At 72.3% G+C, this 24,225-nt stretch carries 16 protein-coding genes; 4 read left to right on the plus strand and 12 right to left on the minus strand.

The features are described 5' to 3' along the window. Positions 1-33: 33 nt before the first annotated feature. Positions 34-633 carry a hypothetical protein gene (locus AB0G56_RS29610; RefSeq protein WP_018567945.1) on the minus strand — a complete coding sequence of 200 codons (600 nt, stop codon included), beginning with the start codon at positions 631-633 and terminating at the stop codon, positions 34-36. A gap of 533 nt (positions 634-1,166) precedes the next feature. Here AB0G56_RS29610 and AB0G56_RS29615 point away from each other — a divergent pair. Then, entirely contained in the window at positions 1,167-2,132 is a 966-nt protein-coding gene (locus tag AB0G56_RS29615; RefSeq protein ID WP_360974995.1) for an SAM-dependent methyltransferase, read from the plus strand. A gap of 74 nt (positions 2,133-2,206) precedes the next feature. Here AB0G56_RS29615 and ftsH read toward each other — a convergent pair whose 3' ends face one another. The 6 genes from ftsH to AB0G56_RS29645 form a co-directional block, all read right to left on the minus strand. Beyond that, positions 2,207-4,153: an ATP-dependent zinc metalloprotease FtsH gene (gene ftsH / locus AB0G56_RS29620; protein ID WP_360974998.1), complete on the minus strand. Its 1,947-nt coding sequence runs from the start codon at positions 4,151-4,153 to the stop codon at positions 2,207-2,209. A gap of 102 nt (positions 4,154-4,255) precedes the next feature. Beyond that, positions 4,256-5,803: a signal recognition particle protein gene (gene ffh / locus AB0G56_RS29625; RefSeq protein WP_360975001.1), complete on the minus strand. Its 1,548-nt coding sequence runs from the start codon at positions 5,801-5,803 to the stop codon at positions 4,256-4,258. A 217-nt stretch (positions 5,804-6,020) separates the two neighbouring features. Continuing rightward, a complete protein-coding gene (locus AB0G56_RS29630) occupies positions 6,021-8,696 on the minus strand; it encodes a [protein-PII] uridylyltransferase (protein WP_360975004.1) in 2,676 nt (891 codons plus the stop codon). A gap of 58 nt (positions 8,697-8,754) precedes the next feature. After that, complete coding sequence (locus AB0G56_RS29635) at positions 8,755-9,093, minus strand: P-II family nitrogen regulator (RefSeq protein WP_360975007.1); 339 nt, start codon at positions 9,091-9,093, stop codon at positions 8,755-8,757. After that, positions 9,090-10,448, minus strand: coding sequence for an ammonium transporter (locus AB0G56_RS29640; RefSeq protein WP_360975010.1), 1,359 nt, complete (start codon positions 10,446-10,448; stop codon positions 9,090-9,092). Before AB0G56_RS29640 ends, AB0G56_RS29635 begins: the two co-directional genes overlap by 4 nt. Positions 10,449-10,778: 330 nt before the next feature. Beyond that, entirely contained in the window at positions 10,779-12,263 is a 1,485-nt protein-coding gene (locus AB0G56_RS29645) for a hypothetical protein (RefSeq protein ID WP_360975013.1), read from the minus strand. 447 nt (positions 12,264-12,710) lie between these two features. Between AB0G56_RS29645 and AB0G56_RS29650 the strand changes: the two genes are divergently transcribed. Together AB0G56_RS29650 and AB0G56_RS29655 are read left to right on the plus strand one after the other, a co-directional pair. Then, positions 12,711-13,373 (plus strand): bifunctional DNA primase/polymerase, encoded by a 663-nt coding sequence (locus AB0G56_RS29650; protein WP_360975016.1) that lies wholly within the window; start codon positions 12,711-12,713, stop codon positions 13,371-13,373. A gap of 213 nt (positions 13,374-13,586) precedes the next feature. Next, positions 13,587-13,982, plus strand: a complete 396-nt coding sequence (locus AB0G56_RS29655; RefSeq protein ID WP_360975019.1) for a GNAT family N-acetyltransferase — start codon at positions 13,587-13,589, stop codon at positions 13,980-13,982. A gap of 120 nt (positions 13,983-14,102) precedes the next feature. Here the strand turns inward: AB0G56_RS29655 and ftsY are convergent, their stop codons facing one another. Continuing rightward, the gene (gene ftsY, locus AB0G56_RS29660; RefSeq protein ID WP_360975022.1) at positions 14,103-15,314 is read right to left on the minus strand and encodes a signal recognition particle-docking protein FtsY; all 1,212 of its coding nucleotides are present in this window, start codon (positions 15,312-15,314) and stop codon (positions 14,103-14,105) included. A 216-nt stretch (positions 15,315-15,530) separates the two neighbouring features. Here ftsY and AB0G56_RS29665 point away from each other — a divergent pair, with 216 nt between their 5' ends. After that, a complete protein-coding gene (locus AB0G56_RS29665) occupies positions 15,531-16,985 on the plus strand; it encodes a cytosine permease (protein ID WP_360975025.1) in 1,455 nt (484 codons plus the stop codon). 576 nt (positions 16,986-17,561) lie between these two features. On the opposite strand, the gene AB0G56_RS29670 is transcribed toward AB0G56_RS29665, so the two are convergent. The 4 genes from AB0G56_RS29670 to AB0G56_RS29685 form a co-directional block, all read right to left on the minus strand. Further along, positions 17,562-18,980, minus strand: a complete 1,419-nt coding sequence (locus AB0G56_RS29670; RefSeq protein WP_360975028.1) for a sugar porter family MFS transporter — start codon at positions 18,978-18,980, stop codon at positions 17,562-17,564. 255 nt (positions 18,981-19,235) lie between these two features. After that, on the minus strand, positions 19,236-23,006 hold the full coding sequence (locus AB0G56_RS29675) for an AAA family ATPase (protein ID WP_360975031.1): 3,771 nt from the start codon (positions 23,004-23,006) through the stop codon (positions 19,236-19,238). Between the two features lie 290 nt (positions 23,007-23,296). Next, positions 23,297-23,500: a hypothetical protein gene (locus tag AB0G56_RS29680; RefSeq protein ID WP_018567931.1), complete on the minus strand. Its 204-nt coding sequence runs from the start codon at positions 23,498-23,500 to the stop codon at positions 23,297-23,299. Positions 23,501-23,879: 379 nt separating this feature from the next. Beyond that, positions 23,880-24,161: an acylphosphatase gene (locus AB0G56_RS29685; RefSeq protein ID WP_360975034.1), complete on the minus strand. Its 282-nt coding sequence runs from the start codon at positions 24,159-24,161 to the stop codon at positions 23,880-23,882. Positions 24,162-24,225 lie beyond the last annotated feature (64 nt).

A 24,225-nucleotide genomic window follows, 5' to 3' on the forward strand; every position in this document is an offset into this window, starting at 1 on the left:
GCCGGAGCGCGGCTGCCACGAGCAGCCGCGGTCTCAGCCCGCCGCGCCCACGACCTCGGGGATCCTGAACGGCTTGCCGCACCCGCCGCACACGATCGGGGCCTGGGCCAGGACCGAGGGGACGACGCGTACGTTGCGCCCGCAGTCGCAGACCGCCTTGACCCGGACCCCGCCGCCGGAGGAGCCGTGCCGGGCGGCCGGACCGCGGAAGCTGCGGCCGGTGTCGGCGGAGGTGGCCGCCGTGTGCGCCTTCAGGGCGCGCTGGAGGCGCTCGATCGTCGGGCGGTAACGGCGCTTGGCCTCGGGGCTGAGCGTGACCAGGGAGAAGCCGCTGCTCGGGTGCGGCTCGTCGGGGTGGTCGAGGCCCAGCTCCTCGGCGATCGCGAGGAACCGGCGGTTGTGGTAGCGGCCGGCGCGGGAGGTGTCGCGCACCCCGCGCGCGGCGGCGATGCCGTGGACTGCCTCATGGAGCAGTCGCTCGAAGGAGAGCTCGTGCCCGCACGCGGACGACGACTCCCCGATCAGGGACTCGGGGGCGGCAAGGTCAGGCAGCTCGGGGTGGTACCGCTGAATGTCGGCCCACGCCTGCGCCAGCTCCGCTGCGAGAACAGGTGGTGTCTGTGTCGTGCTCACGTAATGACAACGAGCGGGAGTGCCACTGTGTTCCTATTCCGGGGCATCCCAAATAATTTGCACGTACCCGTCAGTTGCCGCTGATGCGTCCTGACGAGGGCGGGTGCGCTGATCTGCGGAGAAGCCTCACAGCTCATACCAAGGTGGTGCGTAGCCCCGCGTACGCACCCGCGCGTAGCTCTCGACGCGCGCCGGTGCACAGGTGCACGCGCGGTGTACAAGAGACGTTTCGGCCGCATCCCCCGCGGAAGGCTGTACCTCGGCGGGCGTGCGCGACGGCGGTGACGTTACCGGGCGCGTCCCAGGTGTCCCGCACCGCCCCGTCCCCAGAATCTCCGCGACGGCGGGGCGAGACCCGGGTTTCCGGGATGTGAAATCTCCGGGCCGGACGCCCGGAACGGACGAACAGGCCCTCACGACCCCTGGACGCGATGCGGAGCGGGGAGTTACCTGACATACGGAAGTGCGCGCGCACTGCACGGGGCCACGGAATCGGTACAGCGGCAATTCTCGGCGGATTGGGGCGCTTATCCATGACACCTACGCTCGTGCGTCAGCACCGTCCTCCCGCGGGCCCCGCGCCCCAGGTGGACCTGCGTGCACGCGCGCGTGACTGGTCCGAGATCCAGGAGCGGATGCTGGTGCCGCTCTACGAGGCCGTCTACGAGCGACTGGACGTGGGCGCCGGCACGCGGCTGCTGGCCCGCGGCTGCGGCTCCGGGCTCGCCCTGCTCATGGCGGCCTCCAGAGGCGCCGCGGTCACCGGCGTCGACTCCTGTCCCGAACGGCTGGCCCTCGCACGGCAGCGGCTGCTGCCCGAGGCCCCCGGGGCAGGGGGCACGCGCGCGCGTGCGGACGCCCGGATCGTCGAGGGGCCGCCACCCCGCGCCGCCGCGGGCGCACCGCTCGACGGCCTCGGCGGCGCAGCGCTCGACACGGACCGCGAAGGGACCCACGGGCGCGGCGGCACGGCCGGGACCTGCGGAGCCCCCGGCGCCGGCCGCGCGGACGGCGCGGCCGTGGGCACGGCCGCGTACACCCTCGTCACCGCCTTCGAGCCGCTCGGATGCCTCGCGGGCGGCACGGAGGAGCCCGCCGGGGCGCTCGTCGCGGCGGTGCCGCTCGCCGAGCGCGGAGCGCCGGTGGTGCTGGCCGGCTGGGGGCCTCCGGAGCGGTGCGCGGCGTCGGCCGTGCTGCGCGTGGCCACCCGGGCGGCCGATCCGCCGCCGGTGGCGCGCGACGGCCTGGAGGACGTGGCCCGCCGCGCGGGACTGCGCCCGGACGGCTCCGGCCGCGTCGCCTGCCCGTTCGGGTACGCGGACCTGGACAGCGCGGTACGCGGCATGCTCTCCACGGGCCTGTTCGACGCGGCGATCGCGGCGGCCGGACCCGACCAGGTCGACAAGGAGCTGTCCGAGGCCCTCCACGCCCACCAGCGGCGCGACGGCACGGTGTGGATGCCCAACGTGTTCCGCTACCTGATCGCACGCACGCCGTAGCACGCACGCGCGCCGTGGCACGCACGCGCGACGTGGCACGCACGCCGTGGCACGCGCCGCAGGAGCGGACCGTCTCATTCCACCTCCGCCTCCAGGTCCTTCTTCAGGCGGGTGATGCCGGCGACCCGGTAGGCGTGCGCCTCCTCGAGCGTCTCGTTCTCCAGCAGCGCTTCGGCCAGCGCGTCCAGTTGCGGACGGTGGTCGCGCAGCTTGCGGCACGCCTCGTCGTAGCACTCGTCGACGATGCGCCGCATCTCGGTGTCGATGGCGTCCAGGGTCTGCGGGGCGGCGGAGAGCCCGTAGGCCTGCTGGGCGTCGTTCGGCAGGGCGGACAGGCGGCCCAGGTGCTCGCTCATGCCCCAGCGGGCCACCATCCCGCGCGCGATGTTGGTGACCTGTTCGAGGTCGCTCTCCGAACCGGTCGTGATGACGCCGTAGACGACCTGCTCGGCCGCCATGCCGCCGAGCGCGCCGATGATCCGGCCGCGCAGGTACTCCTCCGTGTACGCGTACTTGTCCGATTCCGGCGTGGACAGGGTCACCCCGAGCGCCCGCCCGCGCGGGACGATGGTGATCTTGCGGACCGGGTCGGCACCGGGCTGGAGCATGCCGAGCAGGGCGTGGCCGCTCTCGTGGTAGGCGGTGCGCCGGCGTTCCTCCTCGGGCATCACCAGGGCGCGTTCGGCGCCGAGCTGGACCTTCTCCAGGGCCTCGGAGAAGTCGGCCTGGGTCACCTCGCGCTGCCGGCGTTTGACCGCGAGCAGGGCGGCCTCGTTGGCGAGGTTGGCCAGTTCCGCGCCGGTCATGCCCGGCGTCGTACGGGCCACCCGGGTGAGGTCCACGCCCGCCGCGAGCGGGATCTCGCGGGTGTGGATGCGCAGGATGGCCTCCCGGCCGCCGCGGTCGGGGGGCGCCACGCTCACCACCCGGTCGAACCGGCCGGGGCGGGTGAGGGCCGGGTCCAGGACGTCGGCGCGGTTGGTGGCGGCCAGCACGATCACGCCCTCGGAACCGGAGAAGCCGTCCATCTCGGTCAGGATCTGGTTCAGGGTCTGTTCGCGCTCGTCGTGGCCGCCCATCGAGGCGCCGCCGCCGCGCGCCCGCCCGATGGTGTCGATCTCGTCGATGAAGACGATCGAGGGGGCCACCTTGCGGGCCTCGGCGAACAGCTCGCGCACCCGGGAGGCGCCGACCCCGACGATCATCTCGATGAACTCGGAGGCGGAGGCGGAGAAGAAGGGCACTCCCGCCTCTCCGGCGACGGCCCGTGCGAGCAGCGTCTTGCCGGTGCCGGGCGGCCCGGTGAGCAGCACGCCGCGGGGCATCTTGGCGCCCATGCGGCGGTAGTCGTCGGGATGCTTGAGGAAGTCGACGACGTCGTCCAGTTCGCCCTTGACCTCGTCGATGCCGGCCACGTCGGCGAAGGTCGTGCGCTGGGTGCCCGGTTGCAGCTCGACCGGGCGCGGCGGCGTCTTGCGGCCGAGCAGACCGCCGGGCCCGCCCAGTCCCGAGCCGATCCGCCGGGCGAAGAAGACCCACAGCGCGGCGATGACGACGATCGGCGCGAGCGACAGCAGCAGGTTGGACAGGAACCCGCGCTCCTGCACCACCGGCTGCGCGGTCACGGTCACGTGGTGGCTGCTCAGGCTCTGCCAGAGCCGGTCGTCGGCGAAGGCCGGGCGCTGGGTCCTGAACTTGGTGTACGTGCCGCCGCCGCCCGGCCTGGCCTGGGCGCTCTTGAGCTGCCCCTGGATCGCGTCGCCCTTGGAGTAGATCTTGCTGACGTGGCCCGCGTCGACCTGCCTGCTGAACTCCGTGTACGAGATGGTCGGCTCGTTGCCGGTGTTGTAGTAGCTCAGCCCCCCGTAGGCCAGCAGGAAGACGATCACCGCGGTGACGAGCAGCCCCCACCACCGGCCGCGCGCCCGCCTGTCACCGGGCCGCCGGGGCGGCTCGTCCGGCGTGCCCTCGGTGCGCCACGGCTGGTCAGGGGCCTTGCGTGGTGGCGCGGCATTGCTCATATCTGGACGTTACGGCACTTGACGGGCCCCGGCACGCGCTGAGGGCGCCCCCTCGGACGGGAGCGCCCTCGAACGTCGTACGAACGAACGGCGTACGGCCGCTCAGCCCATGAACTTCTTGAACTCGTCCGGCAGCTCGAAGTCCTGGCCGCCCTGCTGCGGCAGGCCGAGGGCGCCGCCCTGGGCCGCGGCGGCGCGGCGGGCGGCCTCCTCCTGCTCCTGCTGCTTGCGCTTCATCGGGTTGCCCGAGCGCTGCTTGCCCTTGGCCTTCTTCGGCTGCTTCTTGCTGCGGCCGGGGCCGCCGCCCATGCCCGGGATCCCCGGCATACCGGGCATGCCGCCGCCCTGGGCCATGCGGGACATCATCTTGCGGGCCTCGAAGAACCGCTCCACCAGGTTCTTCACGGCGCTGACCTCGACACCGGAACCCTTGGCGATACGGGCGCGGCGCGAGCCGTTGATGATCGTCGGGTCCTGGCGCTCACCCGGGGTCATCGACTTGATGATCGCGGCGGTGCGGTCGACGTCGCGCTCGTCGAGGTTGTTGATCTGGTCCTTGATCTGGCCCATCCCCGGCAGCATGCCGAGCAGCTTGGAGATCGAGCCCATCTTCCTGACCTGCTCCATCTGGGACAGGAAGTCGTCCAGGGTGAAGTCCTGGCCCTTCTTCGACGCCAGCTTGGAGGCCATCTTCTCGGCCTCTTCCTGGCTGAACGTCTTCTCCGCCTGCTCGATGAGGGTGAGCAGGTCACCCATGTCGAGGATGCGGGAGGCCATCCGGTCCGGGTGGAAGGCGTCGAAGTCGTCGAGCTTCTCACCGTTGGACGCGAACATGATCGGCTTGCCGGTGATCTGCCGGATCGACAGGGCGGCACCGCCGCGGGCGTCGCCGTCGAGCTTGGAGAGCACGACGCCGTCGAAGCCGACGCCGTCGCGGAAGGACTCCGCGGTGTTCACGGCGTCCTGACCGATCATCGCGTCGACGACGAACAGGATCTCGTCGGGGCGCACCGCGTCCCGGATGTCCGCGGCCTGCTGCATCATCTCCGCGTCGATGCCGAGGCGGCCGGCGGTGTCCACGATCACGATGTCGTGGACCTTTGCCTTGGCGAAGTCGATGGAGTCCTCGGCGACCTTGACCGGGTCGCCCACGCCGTTGCCCGGCTCGGGCGCGTAGACCGCGACGCCCGCGCGCTCGGCGACGACGCTGAGCTGGTTGACGGCGTTCGGCCGCTGGAGGTCGCAGGCGACCAGCAGCGGCGAGTGGCCCTGCTCCTTGAGCCACCGGCCGAGCTTGCCCGCGAGAGTCGTCTTACCGGCGCCCTGCAGACCGGCCAGCATGATGACCGTCGGCGGCTGCTTGGCGAAGCGGAGGCGGCGGGTCTCGCCACCGAGGATGGTGACCAGCTCGTCGTTGACGATCTTCAGGACCTGCTGGGCCGGGTTCAGGGCCCGGGAGACCTCGGCGCCGAGGGCGCGCTCCTTGACGTTCTTGATGAACGCCCGGACGACAGGGAGGGCCACGTCCGCTTCGAGGAGGGCGATGCGGATCTCGCGCGCGGTGGCGTCGATGTCCGCTTCGCTCAAGCGCCCCTTGCCGCGCAGGTTCTTGAAGGTCGCTGAGAGGCGATCGGAGAGAGTGTCGAACACGGCGGCGTCGGTCCTCGGAGTCGGGAGCAGTCTGAGCGCCTTCCAGAGTATCCGGCCGCGCAAGGGAATCGCCCCCGACCGCCGGGATCAGCCGGTGCGGGCGGAGCCCCGCAGCAGTGGGGACAAGGCCTGACGATCTTCAGCACCCGCTGGGCCGGTGGGCCGTCCCCGCGTCGGCGGGGACGGCACCCGGTGGACGCACCGGCCGACCGCGAGGTCACGCCCGCAGGGCCTCCTCCAGCCTCCGGGCCGCGGCGGCGGCCTCCTCCTCGGGGAGCGGGCCGCCTGCCGGGCCGGTGACGTAGAAGGCGTCCACGGCGTTGGAGCCCAGCGTGCTCACGTGCATGCTCCGCACCCGTACCCCGGCCTCCTCCAGGGCCCGCCCGATGCGGAACAGCAGGCCCGGCGCGTCCTGGGCGCGGACCTCGATCACGGTGGCGTGCCGGGAGGCGGCGAGGGCGAGGCTCACGCGCGCCGGCGGTGCCAGGACGCCCCGGCGGCGGGGGTAGGCGGCGTCCCGTTCGGCGAGGCGGGAGGCGATGGCGAGGGAGCCGTCCAGGGCCCGGACGAGGTCGGCGCGCAGCCGGGTGGCCTGGGGCAGCGCGCCGTACTCGGCGGCGACCCGCCAGTTCAGCAGGAGGACCGGGCGGTCGCCGAAACCGTCGGGCAGGTCCGCGGTCCGCAGTTCGGCCGTGCGGACGGTGAGGCGGTGCACGGCGAGCACCCCGGCGACCGCGGGCAGCACGCCCGGCTGGTCGGGGACGGCGATGAGCAGTTCCGCACCCAGCGGTTCCGCCGACCGGGCCGGCTCCTCGTCCGGCGGGCCGGTCTGCGCGCGCAGCGCCAGGACGGGACCGACCGTGCGGTGGGCCTCGACGGCGAGGCGTTCCTGCTCGGCGGTGGGTTCGGCGGCGGCGGGTTCGGATCCGTCGGGTACGTCGCCGGCGAGGAGCGCGGTGGCCCGGCGCACCAGGTCGGCGACGAGCGAGGCGCGCCAGGAGGACCAGGCGGCCGGGCCGGTGGCCAGCGCGTCCGCCTCCGTCAGCGCGTGCAGCAGCTCCAGTGTGCTCTGCGTGCCGACCGCGTCGGCGACGGCGCGGACGGTGGCCGGGTCGTCGAGGTCGCGGCGGGTGGCGGTGTCGGCGAGCAGCAGGTGGTGGCGTACGAGGGTGGCGAGGACAGCGCTGTCGGCGCGGCCGAAGCCGATGCGGCCGGACACGTCCCGGGCGATGGTCTCCCCGGCCAGCGAGTGGTCGCCGGGCCAGCCCTTGCCGATGTCGTGCAGCAGCGCCGCGATCAGCAGCAGGTCGGGGCGGCCGACGCGGCGGGTGAGCGAGGAGGCGCGGACGGCCGTCTCGATCAGGTGGCGGTCGACGGTCCAGACGTGGACGGCATTGCGCTGCGGGCGGCAGCGCACCCGCTCCCAGTCGGGCAGCAGCCGGGTGACCACGCCCTCCGCCTCCAGGGCCTCCCAGACCTGCACCGTCGGGCGGCCGGAGCCGAGGAGGGTGACGAGTTGTTCGCGGGCCTCGGCGGGCCAGGGCGTGGGCAGAGGGCGCGCGGTGGCCGCCAGGCGGCGTACGGCGTGCAGGGAGAGCGGGAGACCGGCCTGCGCGGCGGCGGCCGCGGCACGCAGGGGGAGGACGGGGTCGCGTTCGGGGCGTGCGGCGCGGGCGAGCACCACCTCGCCCTCCTGTTCCACCACCCCTTCGGCGAGCGGGGAGCGCTCCGCGCCCGGCTTGCCGCCGCCTGGCCTGCCTCCGCCCAGCAGGGCGCGCAGCCGGGGCCGCACGGCGCGGGCTTTGAGTACGCGCCCCACTTCGCGCCAGGTGACATCGCTCGCGTACGAGATGACGCGCGCCGCCTCGTACACCTGGCGCAGCAGGGTGTCGGCGTCGAGCAGGCCCAGCTCGGCGGCGACCTGGTCCTGTTCCTGGAGCGCGAGGCGGTCGGTGGCGCGGCCGGTGGTCAGGTGCAGGGCGTCGCGTACGTCGAGCAGCCGGCGGCGGGCGTCGGCGAGGCCCTCGCGGGGGGCGTCGGCCAGCCAGGAGGCGGCCACGGCGCGCAGGGCGGTGGCGTCGCGCAGGCCGCCGCGCGCCTCCTTCAGGTCGGGTTCCAGCAGGTACTGGAGTTCGCCCTGGCGTTCGGCACGCTCGGCGCACAGCTCCCGGAGTTCGGGCAGGCGCCGGGCGGCCTGGTTGCGCCAGTCGGCGAGGACGGCCGTGCGCAGGCGGGCGGTGAGGGCGGGGTCGCCTGCGAGGTGCCGGGCGTCCAGCAGGCCGAGCTGGACCTTGAGGTCGTCGCCGGCCGTCCTGCGTGCCTCGGCCGGTGTGCGCACGGAGTGGTCGAGGGCGAGCCCGAGGTCCCACACGGGGTACCAGAGGCGGTCGGCGAGGGCGGCGACGTCGGCCGGGTCGGCGCCGTCGTGCAGCAGGAGCAGGTCGAGGTCGCTGCGCGGGGACAGCTCGCCGCGGCCGTAGCCGCCGACGGAGACGAGGGACAGGCCCGGCGGGCCCTGGGCGTCTCCGGTGGCCTTGGTGAACAGCCGTGCGAGCCAGTCGTCGGTGAGCTGGGCGAGTGCCGCCCGGCGCGGCGGGCCGGACCGAGCGTCCTCGGTGAGCAGGCGCAGCCGGGCCGCCGCGTAGCCGCCGGGTCGCGGCTGTAACGCCTCGACGGTGTCGACGGCCTCGTCGGACTCGTCCGCCTCCTCGGGCGCATGGGCCTCACCGGTCTCGTCAGTCTCGGCAGCCCTGACGCTCTCCCCCGCTTCGACAGCCTCATCGGCATCGTCCGGCTTCCCGGCATCGTCCGACTTCACGGCCTCGACGATCTCCTCGGCCTCGACGATCTCGCAGGTCTTGACGGTCTCGTCGTTCTGGACCTCGTCCCTCACGTGGTGGCTCCTGTCCTCGATCGCCCGCCTCGCCCGCTCCGCCTCGCTCGCCGGGCCGTCAGAGCGCGTCCGGGCCGCGCTCGCCGGTGCGGACCCGGACGGCCGTGTCGACCGGCAGGGACCAGACCTTTCCGTCACCGATCTTGCCCGTGCGGGCCGCCTTGACCACGATCTCGATGAGCTGTTCGGCGTCGTCGTCCTCGGCCAGCACCTCGATCCGGATCTTGGGCACCAGGTCGACGGTGTACTCGGCACCGCGGTAGACCTCGGTGTGTCCGCGCTGCCTGCCGTAACCGCTGGCCTCGGTGACGGTGAGCCCGTGGACGCCGAAGGACTGGAGGGCTTCCTTGATCTCGTCGAGCCGGTGGGGCTTCACGACGGCGGTGATGAGCTTCATGCGTCCACTTTCCTGCTCGGCTTGGTCGGTGTGCCCGGGGCGGCGGCCGCGGCCAGGGCGGTGAGGGTGCCGGCGACGCCGCCGCCCGCGCCGCTGAAGTCGTAGGCGGTCTCCGCGTGCTCGGCCTGGTCGATGCCGGAGACCTCCTCGTCCTCGGTGACGCGCATCCCGATCGTCCTGTCGATGAGGAAGGCGAGGACCGCGGAGGCGAGGAGGGAGTAGGCGAGGACGGCGAACACGCCGGCGCACTGCTTCCAGAACTGGTCCAGGCCGCCGCCGTAGAAGAGGCCCTTGACGTCGGACTGTCCCGTACCGCTGGCGAAGAGGCCGACCAGGAGGGAGCCGATGATGCCGCCGACCATGTGGACGCCGACGACGTCGAGGGAGTCGTCGTAGCCGAACCGGTACTTCAGGCCGACCGCCATGGCGCACAGGACACCGGCGACGGCGCCGACCGCGATGGCGCCGAGCGGGGAGACCGCGCCGCCGGACGGGGTGATGGCGACCAGGCCCGCGACCGCGCCGGACGCGGCGCCCAGCGTGGTGCACGCGCCGTGGCGGATCTTCTCGTACGCGAGCCAGGCGAGCATGGCGGCGGCGGTGGCGATCTGGGTGTTGACGAACATCAGCGGGCCCACGCCGTCGTCGTTGCCGAGCCAGGAGCCCGCGTTGAAGCCGAACCAGCCGAACCACAGCAGCCCCGCGCCGAGCATGACCAGGGGGAGGCTGTGCGGGCGCATCGGGTCCTTCTTGAAGCCGGACCGCTTGCCGATGACGAGGATCACGCCGAGCGCGGCCGCACCGGCGTTGATGTGGACCGCGGTGCCGCCGGCGAAGTCGATCACGCCGAGCCTGAAGGCCCAGCCGCCGCTGCCCCAGACCCAGTGGGCGACCGGGAAGTACACGATCGTGACCCACAGCACCACGAACAGCGACCAGGCCGTGAACTTCACCCGGTCCGCCAGGGCGCCGCTGATCAGGGCCGGTGTGATGACCGCGAACATCAGCTGGAAGACGGCGAAGACGAAGACCGGGATGGTGTAGCCGGGCCACAGGTCGGTCTTGCCGATCCCGGAGAAGCCGGCGAAGTCGGACGTCCAGCCGATGAGCGAGCCCTTGTCGGCGCCGAAGGCGATCGAGAAGCCGTACAGCACCCACAGGATGGTGACGATCCCGAGGCTGATGAAGCTCATCATCAGCATGTTCAGGGTGCTCTTGACTCGGACCATGCCTCCGTAGAAGAAGGCCAGGCCCGGGGTCATCAGCATCACCAGGGCGGAACAGATCAGCATGAAGCCTGTGTTGGCGGACGACAGTTTCGGTGCCTCCGCCGCGAGCGTGACGGCTGGTGCCATCGGCGTCTCCTCGTCGTGTGGTACGGCCCCGTGCGGGCGAAGCCTGGCGGCCCCCGGCAGCGATACCGGGGGATGAGGGGTGGGCCGGTCCTGCGCCATGAGATTCGCGCAGCGCGGTTTCGGTGGACGCCCCTCGTTGTTTCGCCGGGGTGACGAAGACGCCTGGTGTGTTACGCGTCGGTGAATTGCGTGCGTCGGTGAATTGCGTGCGGACAGCGGACCGGCCGCGGCGGCCTTCCGATGACCTGGCATGGGGGGAGCCGAGTCGGGCGGTTCGGGAGGGCCGGCCGCGGCCGGCGTTCCTGGGGGTGCGGGCCCTGGGCCGGGGCCTCAGACCGCCTCGGCGGTCTCGGGGAGTTCGGCGGCGAGCTGCTCGGTCAGGTCGATGACCTCTCCGAGGTCGCCGTAGTCGCGTACGGCGTTGTCGACGGTCTTGCGGATACGGGTGTTCACGCGCTCGGAACGGACCTTCTTGGCCACCTCCATCGCGTGGGCGGCATGGCGCGTGCTCTGCTCGGGCTCGCGCTGGAGGAGGTGGACGGTGGCCATGCCGATCAGGTTCAGCGCATAGGAGCGCTGGTGTTCCGCGTCCTCGGCGAAGAGCTGCACGGCCTTCTCCATCAGCGGCTCGGCCAGCGACGCGTAGGTGGGGCTGCGGCCCGCGACGTAGGCGAGGTCGCGGAAGGAGTGGGAGTTCTCGCCGTACAGCTCGGCCTCGGAGAAGAAGCGGATCCAGTCGGGGTCGGGCTCGTCCCGGTCGTCGACGTCGGTGAAGGCGTCCTCGGCCATCCGCACCGCCCGTTTGCACTTGCCGGGCTGGCCCATGTTGGCGTACGCGCGGGCCTCCATCGCATACAGCATGGACTGGGTGCGCGGACTCGCGCAGTCGCGGCTGCCGTACTGGGCGAGGTGGATCAGCTCCAGGGCGTCGTCGGGACGGCCGAGGTGGATCATCTGGCGGCTCATGCTGGACAGCACGTAGGAGCCGAGCGGCTTGTCACCGGCCTCCTTCGCGGCGTGCAGGGCGAGCACGAAGTACTTCTGGGCGGTCGGCTGCAGCCCGACGTCGTAGCTCATCCAGCCGGCCAGCTCCGCCAGTTCCGCGGCGACCTTGAACAGGCGCCGGGTGGTGCCCTCGGACTGGGGCTCCTGGAGGAGGTCCGTCACCTCGTGCAGCTGACCGACGACGGCCTTGCGGCGCAGGCCGCCGCCGCACTGGGCATCCCACTTGCGGAACATCACGGTGGTGCTCTCCAGCAGCTCCAGCTCGGGGCGGGAGAGACGGCCGGGGCGGCGGGCCGCGGCGGCCGGCTCGGGGGGCGCGAGCGGGGCCGGGGGCGAGGGGACGAGCCAGCGCTGGAGCGGTTCGATGAGGGAGGGGCCGGCGGACAGCACCAGTGAGCTGCCGAGGAAGCCGCGCCGGGCCAGCATCAGGTCGCTGCGGGAGAACTCGCTGAGCAGGGCGACGGTCTGGGGGCCGGTCCAGGGCAGGTCCACGCCGGTGGCGGAGGGTGTCTGGCGGGCCGTGCGCAGGCCGAGGTCCTCCACGGAGACGACGCAGCCGAAGCGCTCGGAGAACAGCTCGGACAGGATCCTGGGGATCGGCTCGCGCGGGTTCTCCCCGTCCAGCCAGCGGCGCACGCGCGAGGTGTCGGTGGAGATGTGGTTCGCCCCGAGCTGGCGGGCCCGGCGGTTGACCTGGCGGGCCAGCTCACCCTTGGACCAGCCGCTGCGCACGAACCACGAGGCGAGCAGCTCGTTCGGGCGTTTGTCCGCACTCGCCGCGTTCGTCCCGCCACCGCCGTTGCCGCTCACTGGAACGCCCCCATTCCTGAGACCACTTGTCACCGAGTGCGCCAAGCCCTATCAGAATGCCGGTCGAGACCGACCGCCGTCCGGCGGTTGCCACCCTTCGAACGGACTGCCGACTTGCCTCCGGCATACCCACGAGCGCATGTGCCCCCGGGACTCGCACACTCACAGTAATCCTACGATCACCGGTGCAGCCATGGGGAATTCGGAAACGCCACCATTCGCCACCTCTTCGAATGAACTCTCGGTGGCCTTGTCGCGATTCACTTGACACAGGACGACCGCGAGCGGGTGGAGCGGTGCACCAGGAGGCGCGTGTCGTCACGCGCACCACCCGTGAACCTTCCGTGCGCCACCCGAACCGGGCGGCGCCACGGGGCGACAAGAACAGAGCGTCACGTTCCGCATCCACCTCGTAACCATCGGGGGGACGGATCCGTTGGAGGGGGCATGGGGTTCACGATCGGCGGCATGCGCGAGATCCGCTCCGGCGCGCGACGGCGCGGCCGGTCGTACCGCTCGTCGGAATGCACCGCGGTGGCCGAGTACACGGGGCTGTGGGGCTGGGACGTGGTGCGGGGCGCGCGGGCCGTCGGCGGCGCGTGCTCCTGCGGGCGCGCCGACTGCCCGGCACCGGGCGCCCACCCGCTCCCGTTCGCGCCGGGGATCCCGGCCGGGGCCACGCTGGACGAGGTGAGCCGGGCGTGGGCCGAGCTGCCGGGGGCCGCGGTGATGCTGGCCGTCGGGCGCGCGTTCGACGCGATCGAGGTCGCCGAGTCGGCGGGGCGCAGCGCGCTCGCCCGGATGGAGCGCATGGGGCTCCCCCTCGGCCCGGTGACCGCGACCCCGGACGGCCGCGTCCACTTCTTCGTCGCGCCCGGCGCCGCCGCGGAACTGCCCGGTCTGCTCTACCGCATGGGCTGGGACGACCCGGCCTCCCTCGACCTGCGCGGCCTCGGCCCGGGTACGTACCTCACGGCCCCGCCCTCCGACCGCGGCGGCCGGGGCCCCGCCCGCTGGCTGCGCTCCCCCGCCCTCGACACGGCCGACCCCCCGGAGGCCCGCCTGCTGCTGGGCACACTGGCGTACGTGGCGCACCGGTCCCGGGGTTAGGGGCGACGGGGCCGCGGGACGGCGGGGCGGAGTGCGCGCGTCCTGACCGGCGCTGGTCGGCCCTCGTCGGCCCGGCCGTTCAGGACACGTCGGCGTGCGGGGCGCGCCTCGGTCCGTTCAGCACGCGTCGGCCTGTTCGGCACCCCCGCGTGGAGTGCTCGCGCGGGCCGTAATTCCGGCCGGTGGACGGAGCGGTCCCCTTACGATCGCGGGATGACGATCACGTACGAGTGGCGGGGCGAGGTCGAGGATGCCGCGCTCGACGCGCTGCACGCCGAGGGCTTCGGGTATCCGGCCGGGCACGGCGAGTGGCGGGCGCGGTTGCTGCGGCACAGCCTCGGCTGGGTCTGCGCCCGGCGGGAGGGCTGTCTGATCGGGTTCGTCAACGTCGCCTGGGACGGGGGCGACCACGCGTTCGTACTGGACACGGTGGTGGCCCGGGAGCACCGGTCGCACGGGGTCGGGGCCGAGCTGGTCGCGACCGCCGCCCGGCAGGCGCGCGCCGCCGGGTGCGCGTGGCTGCACGTCGACTACGAGCCGGACCTGCGCCGCTTCTACCTCGAAAGCTGCGGTTTCCGGGAGACGGCGGCCGGCCTCCTCGCGCTGTGAGGGGGACGCGGCGCCGTCCTGCGCGTACGGCAGCGGCGCCCGTTCCCACCGGGATCCGGGGGCGGGCGCCGCTGTCGGGTGCGGGCTGAGGAGGAGGGCGGTCTGCGGTAGCGTCGGCCGTCAGTCGCCGATCAGGGCGTCGACGAACGCCTCCGGCTCGAACGGCGCCAGGTCGTCCGCTCCCTCGCCGAGGCCGATCAGCTTGACCGGGACGCCCAGCTCGCGCTGGACCGCGACGACGATGCCGCCCTTGGCGGTGCCGTCCAGCTTGGTCAGCACGATGCCGCTGATGTCGACGACCTCGGCGAAGACCCGGGCCTGGACCAGCCCGTTCTGTCCGGTGGTGGCGTCGAGCACGAGCAGGATCTCGTCCAGCGGGGCGTGCTTCTCGACGACGCGCTTGACCTTGCCCAGCTCGTCCATGAGACCGGTCTTGGTGTGCAGCCGGCCGGCGGTGTCGATGAGCACCACGTCGGAGCCCATCTCCTTGCCCTCCTTCACCGCGTCGAAGGCCACGGAGGCGGGGTCGCCGCCCTCCGGCCCGCGCACGGTGTAGGCGCCGACCCGCTCGCCCCAGGTCTGGAGCTGGTCGGCGGCGGCGGCGCGGAAGGTGTCGGCGGCACCGAGCACGACGCTGCGGCCGTCGGCGACCAGGACGCGGGCGAGCTTGCCGGTGGTGGTGGTCTTGCCGGTGCCGTTGACGCCGACGACCATCACGATGCCGGGCTTGCTGGTGGCCGGCTCGGTCTTCACGGTGCGGTCCAGGTCGGGGCCGACCAGGGTGAGCAGCTCCTCGCGCAGCAGGGCGCGCAGCTCCTCGGGGGTGCGGGTGCCGAGCACGCGGACGCGTTCGCGCAGCCGGTCGACCAGTTCCTGGGTGGGCTGCACGCCGACGTCGGCGGTCAGCAGGGTGTCCTCGATCTCCTCCCAGGTGTCCTCGTCGAGGTGCTCGCGGGACAGCAGCGTGAGCAGGCCCTTGCCCAGGGCGTTCTGCGACCGGGAGAGGCGGGCGCGCAGCCGGATCAGGCGGCCGGCGGTGGGCTCCGGGACCTCGATCTCGGGGGCCGGGAGTTCCTCGACGACGGGCGGCTCCTCCACGGCGGTGGGGGCCGAGCCGCCCGGAAGGTCCACCTCCTCGATCGTCCGCCGCGGCTCCTCGCGCGGCGTCTCGGCCTCGTCGCCGACGTGCGGTTCGGTCGGAGGGGCGGTGATGTCGGGCGGGCTGGGCGGTGGCGGGGGCAGCGGCTTCCTCCGCCGGCTGCCGACGACGAGCCCGCCGAGCGCACCGAGCACCACCACGGCGATGACTACAGCAAGGATGATGGTTTCCATAACGCGTCCAGTATCGGCCATGGGCCCCGGCTGGAGGTGGCTTGTGGCTTCACCCAAGAGACAAACGCCACCTAAAGACATGAGTAGTATCAAAGTACGATGGTGGCGTGCGGGTCAACACGCGTAGAGTCCCGACATCGCCGCCCCCCGACGGCGTCCGCCGCTCCCCCCGCGAGCCGCACCCCACCCCCACGAACGAGGCACGGACCCTTCTTCATGAGCAAGACCGCCGAGGGCGAAGGCGCCCTGGAGACCCGCGGCATCGAACAGGTGCCCGACCATGAGCGCACCGCGCGGACCCGCGAGCTGTTCCCCACCTGGGTCGGCGCCAACATCAGCGTGCTGCTGCTCACCATGGGCGCGAGTCTCGTGGTGGCGTACCACCTCAACTTCTGGCAGGCGCTCGTCTGTGCCGCCGCCGCGCCCGTCGTGTCGTACGGCCTGGTCGGCCTCATCGGCATCGCGGGCAAGCGCGGCGGCGCGCCCGGCATGGCGCTGTCCCGCGCGGTCTTCGGTCAGCGCGGCAACCTGCTGCCCGGTTCGCTGATCTGGGTCGCCCGCTGGGGCTGGGAGACGATCAACGCGGTGACCGGAGCCTACGCGATGCTCAGCGTGCTGGACATCGTGTTCGGCCTGAAGGCCAACAGCGTGCTGGACATGGTGGCGCTGCTGATCTTCGTCGTCGCCACCTTCGCGATCTCCGGTCTCGGCATCAACGCCGTCCAGAAGTGCAACAAGTACGCGACCTACCTGTTCGGCCTCTTCTCCGTGCTGGTGCTGGTCTATCTGATCGTCGACACCGACTGGTCGAAGGTGTTCGCACACTCCGCGGGCTCCACGGCCGCGGTGATCACCGGGATCGGCATGATCGCGGCGGGCGGTGTCAGCTGGATCCCGACCGCGCCGGACTTCACCCGCTACCTGCCGCGTACCGCCTCTTCCAAGGCGATCGTGGGCACGTCGGTGGGCGGGGCCGGCATCGTCGTGCTGCCGATGGTGCTGATGGGTGCGGTGATGGCGGTCTCCACGCCCGACCTGGCCTCGGCCTCCGACCCGGTCTCCTTCCTCGGCGAGATCCTGCCGACCTGGATCGCGGTGCCGTACCTGCTGATCGCGCTGATCGGCATGCTGCTGATCAACTCGATGTCGATGTACTCGGCGGGCTTCACCGCGCAGACCCTCGGCTTCAAGGTGCCGCGCCACTGGGCGGTCTCGGTCAACGCCGTGATCTCGCTGGCCTTCGGCGGTGTGCTGATGCTGGTGGCGACGAGCTTCATGGGCTCCTTCATCGCCTTCCTGTCGCTGCTCGCGGTGGCCTTCTCCGCCTGGGTCGGCGTCTTCGGCGCGGACATGCTGCGGCGCACGGAGTACGACGGCGCGGCCATGGCCGACACCACCCGCACGAGCGCCTACTGGTACAAGGGCGGCTTCTCCCCCGCCGCGGTCGCCGCCTGGGCGATCGGCCTGGTCGGCGGTCTGCTGTTCACCACGTCCGACTGGTTCACCGGCCCGCTCGCCCACAACAACGTGATCGGCGAGTACGGCCTCGGCTGGGTGGCCACCATCGTGATCTCCGGTCTGCTGTACCTGGTCCTGCCCAAGCCGGCGGTCACCCCTGCGGCCCCGTCCACCACGGCCTCCGCCGAGCGGGCCGAGACCGTGAGCGCCTGACAGACCGCGCCGGTCCCCCGGGCCCCGGCCTCCCGTCCCGTCCCGTCCCGGCAGGAGCGAACGGCCGCCGTCCCCCTCACCGCGTGGCGCGGGAGGGGGACTTCTCGTATCCCCTCGCCTCGCGCATGCCGGGGGGAGGCCGGGCCCGTCCCCTTCCCGCACCGGGGACGCGCCCACCGGCCGGCGGGCACCACGGTCCGGCCGCGCTCTCCGCACCACCGTCCCGCCGCGCCATCGGCACCGCCATCCGCTCCGCCGCGCCGCCTGCGCCGCCATCCGCACCGCCGTCCCCACGCCGCCGTCCGCGGAACCGTCTACACCGCCGTACGCAGAACCGTCCCCCCACCGCCGACCGCCGACCGCAGAACCGACGACACCGCCGTCCACACCACCGGCCACGGGAGCGGCCACCGGTGCGGCCGAAGGTGCGGCCAGGAAATCGGCCGGGGAATCAGTGACGTACGAGAAACCGCCGCCCCCACTCGGTGGTGACCGAGTGGGGGCGGCGGACGGTACGAGGAGAAGGGCAGCGGGGACTTGGCCCGTCTCCTCGGGATCGGGGGCCTCCGGGGAGGCTCAGCCCATCTCCTCCAGCGCCTTGCCCTTCGTCTCCTTGACGAACTTCAGGACGAACGGGATGGAGAGCGCGGCGAAGACCGTGTAGATCATGTACGTACCGGAGAGGTTCCAGTCGGCCAGCGACGGGAAGCTCGCGGTGATGGCCCAGTTGGCGATCCACTGGGCGGAGGCGGCCACACCGAGGGCGGCGGCGCGGATCCGGTTCGGGAACATCTCGCCGAGGAAGACCCACACGACCACGCCCCAGGACAGGGCGAAGAAGAGCACGAACACGTGGGCGGCGACGAGGGCGACCCAGCCCTGGGTGGCGGGCAGCTTGCCGTCGACCAGGTGGTACGAGAACGCCCAGGCCTCCAGGGCGAGACCGACGACCATGCCGACCGAGCCGATGAGGGCGAGCGGCTTGCGGCCGATGCGGTCGACGAAGATCATCGCGATCACGGTGCCGACGATGTTGATGATCGACGTCGTGAAGGAGTAGAAGAACGACTGCGAGGGGTCGACACCGACCGACTGCCACAGCGTCGAGGAGTAGTAGAAGGCGACGTTGATGCCGACGAACTGCTGGAAGACCGACAGGCCGATGCCGATCCAGACGATCGGCTTGAAGAAGAAGCCGCCGCCGAGCAGGTCCTTGAAGGTGGACTTGTGCTCGCGCCGCATGGCGTTCTCGATCTCGGAGACGCGGGCGTCGAGGTCGGTGTTCTCGCCCTCGACCTCCGCGAGGATCTGGCGGGCCTTGTCGCGGCGGCCGACGGAGAGCAGGAAGCGCGGGGACTCGGGGATGGCGAAGGAGAGCAGTCCGTACAGGACGGCCGGGACGACCATCACGCCGAGCATGACCTGCCAGGCCTCCAGGCCCATCAGCTTGCCGCGCTGGTTGCCGCCGGCGGCGTTCAGCAGGCCCCAGTTGACCAGCTGCGAGATGGCGATGCCGACGACGATCGCGGCCTGCTGGAAGGAGCCGAGGCGGCCGCGGTACGCGGGCGGGGCGACCTCGGCGATGTAAGCGGGGCCGATGACGGAGGCCATGCCGATGGCGAACCCGCCGATGATGCGCCAGAGTGCGAGGTCCCACAGCGCGAACGGCAGGGCCGAACCGATGGCGCTGATGGTGAAGAGGACGGCGGCGATCTGCATGCAGCGGATGCGGCCGATGCGGTCGGCGATGCGGCCCGCGGTGGCTGCGCCGACGGCGCAGCCGATCAGCGCGATGGCGATGACCTGGGCCAGCGCGGCGGGGCCGATGTCGTAGCGGTCCCGGATGGCCTCGACGGCGCCGTTGATCACGGAGCTGTCGTAGCCGAAGAGGAAACCGCCCATGGCGGCCGCCGCCGCGATGAAGATGACGTGCCCGAGATGATCGGGATGAGCCGTACCGGCTCCTGGCTTCGGCGCCTGCGCTGTGCTGGTCACGTGTACTCCTCGGGCACTCCGGCAGCGCTGCCGGGGTGGGGTCAGCCCTCCCGGGCCTTGAGACCCTGAAGGTAAAAGCAACGTTGCAGAGACTATGCCTTCAAGTTTCGAAGTCAATACTTCTTCTGCTGTGAGTTTGACCCACCCGCGTGGCGAGCTTGAGTTCAAGTGTTGTAATCAAGTATCGGGACACGCTTCGACTACCCCGAAGTCGCGAGGACACGCGACGGGGGGAGGCGGGAACGCGGCGCGGGTCTAGCGGAGCCGCTGGCTGATGACCTTCGACACACCGTCGCCCTGCATGGAGACGCCGTACAGGGCGTCGGCCACCTCCATGGTGCGCTTCTGGTGCGTGATCACGATCAGCTGCGAGGCCTCCTGCAGCTCCTGCATGATGCGGATGAGCCGCTGGAGGTTGGTGTCGTCCAGGGCCGCCTCCACCTCGTCCATGACGTAGAACGGGCTCGGGCGGGCCTTGAAGATCGACACCAGCAGCGCCACGGCCGTCAGCGACCGCTCACCGCCGGAGAGCAGCGACAGCCGCTTCACCTTCTTGCCGGGCGGGCGTGCCTCGACGTCCACGCCCGTGGTGAGCATGTTCTCGGGGTCGGTGAGCACGAGGCGGCCCTCGCCGCCCGGGAAGAGCCTTCCGAAGACGCCCTCGAACTCGCGTGCGGTGTCGCGGTAGGCCTCGGTGAAGACCTGCTCCACGCGCTCGTCGACCTCCTTGACCACCTGGAGGAGATCGGCGCGGGTCTTCTTCAGGTCCTCCAGCTGCTCGCTGAGGAACTTGTGGCGCTCCTCCAGCGCGGCGAACTCCTCGAGGGCCAGCGGGTTGACCTTGCCGAGCTGCTGGTAGGCGCGCTCGGCGGCCTTGAGCCGCTTCTCCTGCTCCGCGCGGACGAAGGGACGGGGCCTGTTGCGGGGGTGGGCGGGGTCCTCGGGCAGTTGCTCGCCCTCGGCGGGCAACGAGGGCGGCACCGGCTGGTGCGGCCCGTACTCCGTCACCAGGCCCGCCGGTTCGACACCCAGTTCCTCCAGCGCCCTCGCCTCCAGCTGCTCGATGCGCAGCCGCTTCTCGGCGCCGAGCACCTCGCCCCGGTGGACGGAGTCGGTCAGCTTGTCGAGTTCGGCCTTGAGGTCGCGCCCCTCGGCACGGGCCGCGGTCAGCTCCTGCTCCCGGTGCGCCTTGGCGGTCTCGGCGGCGGCCCGCTCCTGGTCCGCGCGGGTCAGGGAGACCTCTACGTGCGCCAGCAACTGCCGCGCGCCGGCGGCGACGGCCGCGGCGACGGCGGCCTCGTGGCGCAGACGTGCGTGCCGCTGTTCGGCCCGCGCGCGTGCCTCGCGTTCGGCGCGGGCGGCCCGGTCCAGCGAGTCGGCCCGGCCGGCCAGTCCCCTGACCCGTTCCTCGTGGGTACGGACCTGGAGGCGGGCTTCCATCTCGGTCTGCCGGGCGTTGGCGCCGTCGGCTGCGAGCCGGTCCCGTACGTAGGTGTCGGGCTCCTCCTCGACCGGGGCCTCCTCGGCGACGGCGAGCCGTTCGGCGAGTTCCTCCACCTCCTGGCGGGCCTGGTCCAGGGCCTCCTGGGCGCGGGCCGCGGCGGCCGTGGACCGCTCGGCCTCCCCCGCGGCACCACGCGCCTGGCCGGCGAGCCGCCCGAGCCGCTGCGCCACCGCCGACTTCTCCCGGTCGGCCGCCCGGCGCCGCTCGCCCAGTTCCTCGACGAGCGCGGCACACTCCTTGCGTCGTTCACCGGCGCGCTGCTGGACGTCGGCCGACTCGGCGCAGCGCCCGGCGAGTTCCGCCAGCTCGGCGGCGGCCTCGTCCACGGAGGCCTGCACTTCGAGCAGGCTGGGCGCCCCGGCCGAGCCGCCCTGCGCGAAGTGCGCCCCGAGCAGGTCGCCCTCTGCGGTGACGGCTGTGAGAGCGGGGTGCGCGTAGACCAGGTCCTCGGCGTCCTCCAGCGTGCCGACCACGACGATGTCGCGCAGCAGCCGGCGAACGGCGGGCATGAGGTCGGCGGGTCCGCGGACGAGGTCGGCGGCGAAAGGGTGCCCGCCGGGCCCGCTGTGTCCGCCGGTCCGGCTGTTTCCGCCGGGCCTGCTGTTTCCGCCGTGCCCGCCGGTCGGTCCCTCCGTGTCGGGGTCGGGTCCGGCGGAAGCGCCGGTGGAGCCGGTGGAGCCGGTAGCGACGGCGGAGCCGGTAGCGACGGCGGAGCCGGTAGCGACGGCGGAGGGAACAGCCGTGCCGCTCTCGGCGGCGGCGGCGGTGGCACGCCCCTCCATATGCGCGGCGGGGTCCTCCGGTGCACCGGCGAGCAGCAGTGCCGCCCGGCCCGCGTCCTGCTTGCGCAGCAGGCGGAGGGCGTCGGCCGCCGCCGCGGGAGTGGCGACGGCCAGGGCGTCGGCGGCTGCTCCGAGGGCCGCGGCCAGGGGTGTTTCGTAGCCCGGGGTGATCGTCAGGACCTCCGCCGCCGGGCCCAGCAGGCCGGTGAGCCGGTCCGTGGCGTCGAGCAGGGCGCCCGTGCCGTCCTTGCGGCGCAGTCCGAGGGCCAGGGCGTCGTGGCGGGCCTGGGTCGCCGCCCGCCGGCGTTCGGTGGCGGTGGCGGCCTCGCGGGCGGCGGTGAGGGCCGCGTCCGCCTCGGCCAGGGCGGCCTTGGCCGACTCGTGGCGTTCGCCGAGTTCGTGGTCCTCGGCGTCCAGGCCGTCGACCTCCGCCTGGAGTGCCTCGTACTCCTCCTGGGCGTGGACGGCCCGCTCCTGGGCCTCGTCCCGGGCGGTGGCCAGGCGGTCGATCTCGGCCTGGGCCGAGGCGGCGCGGGAACGGGCCGCGTTCACCTGGCCGCTGAGCCGGGCCAGGCCCTCGCGGCGGTCGGCGATGGCGCGGGCGGCGTCCTTCAGGCGGCGTTCCTCCGCGGCGAGTTCGCGTTCCAGTTCGGCGCGGTGGGCGACGGTGTCGTCGAGGGCCCGCTGCGCCGCCTCCAGGGCCGCTTCCAGCTCGGCCTCCTGTTCGCGGACTCGGGCGGCTTCGCGCTCCAGGTCCTCGGGGTCGCGTCCGCGCCGCTCCTCGACGGGGGCAAAGGTCGCGCTCTTCACCCGGGCGTCGGCGAGCGAGACGGTGCCGCGGACGCGTTCGGCCAGCCGGGACAGCTCGTACCAGGTCTGCTGGGCGCGGGTCAGGCACGGGGCGAGCCGGCGGACCTCGTCCTCCAGGAGCGCCTCCCGCTGGGCCGCCCTGCGCAGTTCACGCTCGGCACTCTCCTTGCGCTCCTTCAGGGCGGCCTCGTCGGCGACTTCGGCCTTCAGGGCCTCCTGGAGGCGTACGAGGTCGTCGGCGAGCAGGCGCAGGCGGGCGTCGCGCAGGTCGGCCTGGATGACGGCGGCGCGGCGGGCGACCGCCGCCTGGCGGCCCAGCGGCTTGAGCTGGCGGCGCAGTTCGTCGGTGAGGTCCTGGACGCGGGCGAGGTTCGCCTGCATCGCGTCCAGTTTCCTGAGGGCCTTCTCCTTGCGCTTGCGGTGTTTGAGGACGCCCGCGGCCTCCTCGATGAAGGCGCGGCGGCCCATGGGGTCGGCGTGCAGGACGGAGTCGAGCTGGCCCTGGCCGACGATGACGTGCATCTCGCGGCCGATGCCGGAGTCGGAGAGCAGTTCCTGGATGTCGAGGAGGCGGCAGGTGTCGCCGTTGATCTGGTACTCGCTGCCGCCGTTGCGGAACATGATCCGCGTGATGGTGACCTCGGCGTACTCGATGGGCAGGGCCCCGTCGGAGTTGTCGATGGTCAGGGACACCTCGGCGCGGCCGAGCGGCGGGCGGCCGGTGGTGCCGGCGAAGATGACGTCCTCCATCTTGCCGCCGCGCAGCGACTTGGCGCCCTGCTCGCCCATGACCCAGCTGAGCGCGTCCACCACGTTGGACTTGCCCGAGCCGTTCGGGCCGACGACGCACGTGATCCCCGGTTCGAACCGGAGCGTGGTGGCCGAGGCGAACGACTTGAACCCTCTCAGGGTCAGGGCTTTGAGGTGCACGCCGTCGGACTCTACCCGCCGCCGCTATCTCACTTCGTGAACCCTCGCAACCGCGCGGTTTCACCCATGTACACGCAGGGCACACCAGACGTTGAAGAGGCTGAAAGGATGCGCGGGGGCAAGGAAGGCCGAGCGCGGGCCGAGGACCGGGGCGCTGAGAGCCGGCGGGGCCGGGGGGAAGAGCGGGGGCAGGAAAGAAGGAAGGGACGCCGAAGCGTCCCTTGCAACTCTGGCAACTGAGCGGTTGATACGGGCAGCCCAACCACTGTGTCGCTGTGCCGATGCAGTGATCAGGTGAGCGCAGGCTCCGCCTGGTGTGCGTCGACGCGCTCCATGATCCTGTCGTGAGAAGCGGCAGCCGCCAGCGCGTCGTTCTCCGCCTGGATTCGTACGAGCTCGGATTCCAGGTCCTGGACGCGCTGCTGGAGCCGTCGCATCTCGGCGAGGAGTCGAGGGTCGGAGCCGCCGACGTAACCGAGAAGCGCCTTTGCCATGATGGATGGTCCTCCACAATGAGTGACCGACCGAAGCGGTGTGGGTCGTGAGGGATTCGCACCCTTGGTGCTTGGCACTGTTCAGTTTTTCGTGCCGTTCTTCCATGCCAAACAGCTGAGGTGCGCGGGCTTTCAGCGTCTCACCAAAAAGTTTGACGGTCAACACGATCACGCCCCGTATCGACGGGTGTCCCGGGGGCGCGCGACCGGAAATCGGTGGGACTGCGCCTCCTGCGGGCCCCGGGGGGCGTGTCGATCATCCTGCCGTGCGGAGCGTGCCGCGGCAAGTGCCTCTCCGCAATCACCTGCCGTTTTCCCTTCGGGCGGATACCGGTGGCAGATTCCGCGTGCCGCTTGCCGAAGCGGCGGGCCGGTCGGCTCAGCGGATCGCGAAGCCGTCGTAGCCGCCGCGCGGTGTGTCCCAGATCTCGGTGACGCCGTCGACATGGCCGGGCGTGTCGCTGCCCTCCAGCCAGTCGAGAAGGGTCTGGCAGGCTGTGCGGGGCCCCTCCGCGACCACCTGCACGCGCCCGTCGGCCAGATTGAGAGCAAAGCCGCTCAGGTCGCCGATCTCCAGGGCCGTGGCCCGTGTGAACCAGCGGAAACCCACGCCCTGGACGTGTCCTCGCACCCAGGCGACCAGTCGGACATCCTCGCTCATGACTGCAACCTAACCGGGCGAGGTCGTACCGGGCACATCCGCCCCCGGGGCCGTGGGGTACCGC

Source organism: Streptomyces sp. NPDC021356 (assembly GCF_040641015.1).
In the GTDB taxonomy this organism is placed as follows: Bacteria; Actinomycetota; Actinomycetes; order Streptomycetales; family Streptomycetaceae; genus Streptomyces.

Excerpts from the sequence above, each read along its gene's own strand:
- AB0G56_RS29615 (WP_360974995.1), top strand. The coding sequence starts at position 1,167 with ATGACACCTACGCTCGTGCGTCAGCACCGTCCTCCCGCGGGCCCCGCG.
- ftsH (WP_360974998.1), bottom strand. The coding sequence starts at position 4,153 with ATGAGCAATGCCGCGCCACCACGCAAGGCCCCTGACCAGCCGTGGCGC.
- AB0G56_RS29635 (WP_360975007.1), bottom strand. The coding sequence starts at position 9,093 with ATGAAGCTCATCACCGCCGTCGTGAAGCCCCACCGGCTCGACGAGATC.
- AB0G56_RS29640 (WP_360975010.1), bottom strand. The coding sequence starts at position 10,448 with ATGGCACCAGCCGTCACGCTCGCGGCGGAGGCACCGAAACTGTCGTCC.
- AB0G56_RS29650 (WP_360975016.1), top strand. The coding sequence starts at position 12,711 with ATGGGGTTCACGATCGGCGGCATGCGCGAGATCCGCTCCGGCGCGCGA.
- AB0G56_RS29655 (WP_360975019.1), top strand. The coding sequence starts at position 13,587 with ATGACGATCACGTACGAGTGGCGGGGCGAGGTCGAGGATGCCGCGCTC.
- ftsY (WP_360975022.1), bottom strand. The coding sequence starts at position 15,314 with ATGGAAACCATCATCCTTGCTGTAGTCATCGCCGTGGTGGTGCTCGGT.
- AB0G56_RS29665 (WP_360975025.1), top strand. The coding sequence starts at position 15,531 with ATGAGCAAGACCGCCGAGGGCGAAGGCGCCCTGGAGACCCGCGGCATC.
- AB0G56_RS29680 (WP_018567931.1), bottom strand. The coding sequence starts at position 23,500 with ATGGCAAAGGCGCTTCTCGGTTACGTCGGCGGCTCCGACCCTCGACTC.
- AB0G56_RS29685 (WP_360975034.1), bottom strand. The coding sequence starts at position 24,161 with ATGAGCGAGGATGTCCGACTGGTCGCCTGGGTGCGAGGACACGTCCAG.